The following is a 4,078-nucleotide window of genomic DNA, read 5'->3' as shown; positions in this document are numbered from 1 at the left end:
AGCCACGAGGGCTCTCGCCTCCTGTGCTGCTCCCGGGCGCCGATCGGTGAGGACTGGCGGCCGCGCAGGAGCACGGGGTTGGGCGGGGCGGGCCGCCGCGGGGGTGTGGCGGACGTGCTCGCCCGGCGAAGTCTGGGGGCGGCTCCCGCGCGACGGTTGCCGCGGCGGGGAGCCGGTGTGCGGTAATGCCCGTCCTCCGGTGACGCCCGGGGGGCGGTGGTGCGGGTCCTGCGGTGGTCTCAGGCGTCCGGGCCGGGTGGTCCGGGGCGGGCGCGTCACGTCTGGCAGCCGTGCCGCTCGACAGCGGGCGGCCTCCGGGCGTCCGCCGGTCAGATCGTCGCGTGCTCCCCCTGGCAGCGGGTGCGCGCCGCACGGTCAGGACCGAGCGGATCGGCCACGGTCCCGGTGTCGTCGAGCCGGCCCTGCGCCTCACGCACGGCCCGGGGGGGCAACGGCGGGCGCAGGTCGGCGACGGCAGCCAGGGCGGCCAACACGTCGTCGGGTCGTACAGCGGGCGTCACCTGCCGGACGACCATGTGCAGTATGGCACAACCTGCCTCCTCCGCCGCCGACGCGCTGGCGACGGCGGGGCGGGCGTCGACGTCCTTGAGGCCGTTCTTGGTGCGCTTCGCGACGGTGACCACGTCGGCCGCCAGGAACTTCTCGACCGCCGGGGCGAGCTCGTCCAGGCGCACGCCCGGCAGCTCCACGCGCCAGACGGAGGTGTCGATCCGGTCGGCCAGGGAGCCCGTCCCCTGCGCGGCCACGACGCACTCCAGGACGGCGATGTCCTCGGGCAGCGCGGCGTCCAGCGCGGCCCGGACCGCCTCGGGGTCGCGGCGCTCGGCGAGCCCGATCTCCACGTACTCGGCCTCGCTGGCCGAGCCGGTGGGCGCCGCACCCAGGTAGGAGATCTTCGGGTGCGGGCTGAACCCGGCCGAGAACGCCATGGGCACCCGCGCCCGGCGCAGCGCCCGCTCCAGGGCGCGGGCCAGGTCGCGGTGCGAGGCGAACCGCAGCCGGCCCCGCTTGGCGTAGCGGATGCGCAGCTTCTGGACGGTCGGGGGCGGCGGCGGGCCCTCGGGCTGGCGGGCCATCAGACGACGGTGAGCGGGAGCAGGCTGCGGCCGGTGGGCCCGATCTGGATCTCGGTGCCCATCGTCGGGCAGACGCCGCAGTCGTAGCAGGGGGTCCACCGGCAGTCGGCGACCTCCTCCTCGGAGAGGGCCTCCTGCCAGTCCTCCCAGAGCCACTCCTTGTCCAGCCCGGAGTCCAGGTGGTCCCAGGGCAGGATCTCGTGCTCGGTCCGTTCGCGGGTGGTGTACCAGTCGAGGTCGACGCCGAACGCGGCGAGCTCCTCGGCGGCCGCGGCCACCCAGCGGTCGTAGGAGAAGTGCTCGCTCCAGCCGTCGAACTTGCCGCCCTCGCGCCACACCCGCTCGATGACGCGGCCGACGCGGCGGTCACCGCGGGAGAGCAGGCCCTCGATCACGCCGGGCTTGCCGTCGTGGTAGCGCAGCCCGATGGACCGGCCGATGCGGCGGTCGGCGTTGATCGCCTGGCGCAGCACCCGCAGCCGGTGGTCGATCGTCTCGGCGCTCGCCTGCGCGGCCCACTGGAACGGGGTGTGGGGCTTGGGCACGAAACCACCGATGGAGACGGTGCAGCGGATGTCCTTGCGGCCGCTGGCCTCCCGGCCGGCGCGGATCACCTCGACCGCGAGCTCGGCGATCTCGAGCACGTCCTCGTCGGTCTCGGTCGGCAGGCCGCACATGAAGTAGAGCTTCACCTGCGTCCAGCCGTTGGCGTACGCCGTCGTCACCGTGCGGACGAGGTCCTCCTTGGACACCGTCTTGTTGATGACCCGGCGGATCCGCTCGCTGCCACCCTCGGGGGCGAAGGTGAGCCCGGAGCGCCGGCCGTTGCGGGAGAGCTCGTTGGCCAGGGTGACGTTGAAGGCGTCGACCCGGGTGCTCGGCAGGCTCAGGCTGGTGTTGGTGCCCTCGTAGCGGTCGGCTAGCTGCTTGGCGACCTGGCCGATCTCGGAGTGGTCGGCGCTGGAGAGGCTGAGCAGCCCGACCTCCTCGTACCCGGTCGCCTGCAGGCCCTGCTCCACCATGGAGCCGATGCCGGTGATGGTCCGCTCGCGCACCGGGCGGGTGATCATCCCGGCCTGGCAGAAGCGGCAGCCGCGGGTGCAGCCGCGGAAGATCTCGACGCTCATCCGCTCGTGGACGCTCTCGGCCAGCGGGACCAGCGGCTGCTTCGGGTAGGGCCACTCGTCGAGGTCCATGACCGTGCGCTTGCCGACCTTGGCGGGCACGTCGTCGCGGGTGCGGGCGACGGCGGCGATGGTGCCGTCGGGCCCGTAGGAGAAGGCGTAGAAGCGGGGCACGTAGACGCCGTCGACCCGCGAGAGCCGGGCGAGCAGCTCCTCGCGGCCACCGGGGCGACCCTGCGCCTTCCACGCCTTGACGACGTCGGTGATGTCGCCGACCGCCTGCTCGCCGTCGCCGAGGACGGCGCAGTCGACGAAGTCCGCGACCGGCTCGGGGTTGAAGGCGGCGTGCCCGCCGGCGACGACGACCGGATGGGTCTCGTCGCGGTCGACCGCGTGCAGCGGGACCCCGGCGAGGTCCAGCGCCTCGAGCATGTTGGTGTAGCCGAGCTCGGTGGCGAAGCTGACGCCGAGCAGGTCGAAGTCGCGCACCGAGCGGTGGCCGTCGACGGTGAACTGCGGGACGTCGTGCTCTCGCATGAGGGCGGCGAGGTCGGGCCAGACGGCGTAGGTGCGCTCGGCCAGGGCGTCGGGGCGCTCGTTGAGCACCTCGTACAGGATCATCAGGCCCTGGTTCGGCAGCCCCACCTCGTAGGCGTCGGGGTACATGAGCGCCCAGTGCACCTCCGCGGACTCCCACGGCTTGGTCTGGGCGTTGAGCTCACCGCCGACGTACTGGATCGGCTTCTGGATCCGGGCCAGCAGCGGCTCGAGGCGGGGGTAGAGGGTCTCACCAGTCATGACCTGTCCAGGGTAGCCGCCGCGGCCGCCGGCCCTCCCCGGCGACGATCAGCTGACCTGATCGTCGAGCGTCATCCCTCACCGCGGACGCCGAGGGAGGACGCCGCACGGTGAGGGAGGACCGACTGCAGCTTGGCCCGGCGTAGCATTATTGCTACGGTTCGTCGTATGGGACGACAGCCGAAGTCCGAGGCGGACAAGGTGCACGACCGCATCGCGGTGCTCCGGGCCGACCGCGGCGTCAGCCGCAAGGAGCTCGCGGACGCGGTCGGCGTCCACCCCCAGACGATCGGCTACGTGGAGCGCGGCGAGTACAGCCCGTCGCTGGCCCTGGCCCTGCGCATCGCCCGCTTCTTCGACCTGCCGGTCGAGGCGGTGTTCTCGCTCGATCCGCTGCCCTCGCTCAGCGAGGAACTCCTCAGGAGGACGTCATGAGCATCTCCCCCGACCAGACCTACCTGGCCCGCACCTTCGACGACAGCCGCTACGACTGGGCGCGCAGCCGCCGCAGCCGGCGCCGGGCGGTGCTCGCCGAGGTGGCCCTGTTCGCCGCCCTGGTGACCGCGACGCTGGTGTGCGCCGCATCGCCCCAGGGCTGGTCGACCTGGTACTTCGCCGTCTGGACGGCGGGGATGTTCCTGTTCATCCCGCTGCACTCGCTGCTCAACCTGGGCATCCGCGGGGTGTTCGACCGGAGCAGCCGCTCGATGGACGAGCACCAGCAGGAACTGCGGGAACGCTCCTACGTGGCGGTGGCCTGGCCGGCCTGGGGGCTGAACTTCACCGCGTTCGCCGGCGCGGTCACCCTCGTGGCGCTGACCGACGAGGTCGCGCTCGCGCTGTGCCTCGGGTTCCTGCTCTGGATGACCGCCGGGCTGCTGGCCTACTGGCACCTGGCCTGGACCGCGCCCGAGGAGCCGGCCGACGCCTGACCCCCGCCGGTTACGCCACGATCAGCCCAGGCGGATTCAGGTGGTGGTTGCACCGCCGGTTGGTTGAGCGGCTGAGAGTAGGTCCTGGAGGGCTTCGGCGGGGGTTCTCCAGCCGAGGGTTTCGCGG

The 4,078-nt window shown here is 72.8% G+C and carries 4 protein-coding genes; 2 read left to right on the top strand and 2 right to left on the bottom strand.

From position 1 onward, the window contains the following. Positions 1-329: 329 nt before the first annotated feature. Together E9529_RS21070 and E9529_RS21065 are read right to left on the bottom strand one after the other, a co-directional pair. The gene (locus E9529_RS21070; RefSeq protein WP_236833221.1) at positions 330-1,097 is read right to left on the bottom strand and encodes a TIGR03936 family radical SAM-associated protein; all 768 of its coding nucleotides are present in this window, start codon (positions 1,095-1,097) and stop codon (positions 330-332) included. Next, positions 1,097-3,019: a TIGR03960 family B12-binding radical SAM protein gene (locus tag E9529_RS21065; protein ID WP_236833220.1), complete on the bottom strand. Its 1,923-nt coding sequence runs from the start codon at positions 3,017-3,019 to the stop codon at positions 1,097-1,099. The genes E9529_RS21070 and E9529_RS21065 overlap by 1 nt, the downstream gene beginning before the upstream one ends. Positions 3,020-3,187: 168 nt before the next feature. Between E9529_RS21065 and E9529_RS21060 the strand changes: the two genes are divergently transcribed. Further along, entirely contained in the window at positions 3,188-3,454 is a 267-nt protein-coding gene (locus E9529_RS21060; protein WP_236833219.1) for a helix-turn-helix transcriptional regulator, read from the top strand. Further along, the gene (locus tag E9529_RS21055; protein WP_236833218.1) at positions 3,451-3,951 is read left to right on the top strand and encodes a hypothetical protein; all 501 of its coding nucleotides are present in this window, start codon (positions 3,451-3,453) and stop codon (positions 3,949-3,951) included. Before E9529_RS21060 ends, E9529_RS21055 begins: the two co-directional genes overlap by 4 nt. The last annotated feature ends 127 nt before the right edge of the window (positions 3,952-4,078 follow it).

The organism is Blastococcus sp. KM273128 (assembly GCF_021698975.1).
In the GTDB taxonomy this organism is placed as follows: domain Bacteria; phylum Actinomycetota; class Actinomycetes; order Mycobacteriales; family Geodermatophilaceae; genus Blastococcus.
This window is presented reverse-complemented; position numbering and strand designations above follow the sequence as displayed.